General features: G+C 42.8%; 1 protein-coding gene. It reads left to right on the forward strand.

The window, feature by feature from the left end; all coding sequences use genetic code 11:
* Window positions 1-322 (forward strand): tyrosine-type recombinase/integrase (locus C9J87_RS20740; RefSeq protein ID WP_157953279.1); only part of this gene is annotated, 322 nt, incomplete at its 5' end.
* Window positions 323-663: the final 341 nt, after the last annotated feature.

A 663-nucleotide genomic window follows, 5' to 3' on the forward strand; every position in this document is an offset into this window, starting at 1 on the left:
GCTAGAGGCAAGGGGGGAACATCAACCCGATAAGGCTTTATTTGTGTCGGTTAATCCCGGATACAGTGACGGCCGCCTATGCACTCAAGGAATTTATACCATCGTTAAGACTCGCTGTCAGGATGCCGGCATAACTAAAATAATGTCACCTCACCGGATCAGACATAGCGCGATCACAGCCGCGCTTGATGCTACCAATGGGGATGTGAGACGGGTACAGAAGCTATCCAGACACTCTAGCCTTAACACTTTGCTGATCTACGATGACAACCGGCGAAACCATCAGGGAGAGGTGACAGATATTTTAGATAGTCTGGTTTAGCAGTCTCCTAAAAACCCCTTTCGCCATTGTGTAAACAGTGTTATACATAATGTTATACCATTAGACAATCTTACTGTTTACACTGTTATACATATTGTTATATTATCTATTACCTTTTTCTGTTGACAGTGTTATACAGTGTGTTATATTAATTGATATAGAAGCGTTAACACCGTATAACAGCTATGCCTGAAACTCCCTTACTTGCCGTCCGTTGTCCTATAGATGTACTCAATCAGATTGAGTCGGAAAAAAACTTAACGGGACGATCTAAGACCGATGTAGTGATTGACCGATTGAGAAACTCTATCCCTTCCCTTGCAGTGACCGATCGGCATAAA

The organism is Nocardioides allogilvus (genome assembly GCF_003047285.1).
Classification (GTDB): Bacteria; Actinomycetota; Actinomycetes; order Propionibacteriales; family Nocardioidaceae; genus Nocardioides; species Nocardioides allogilvus.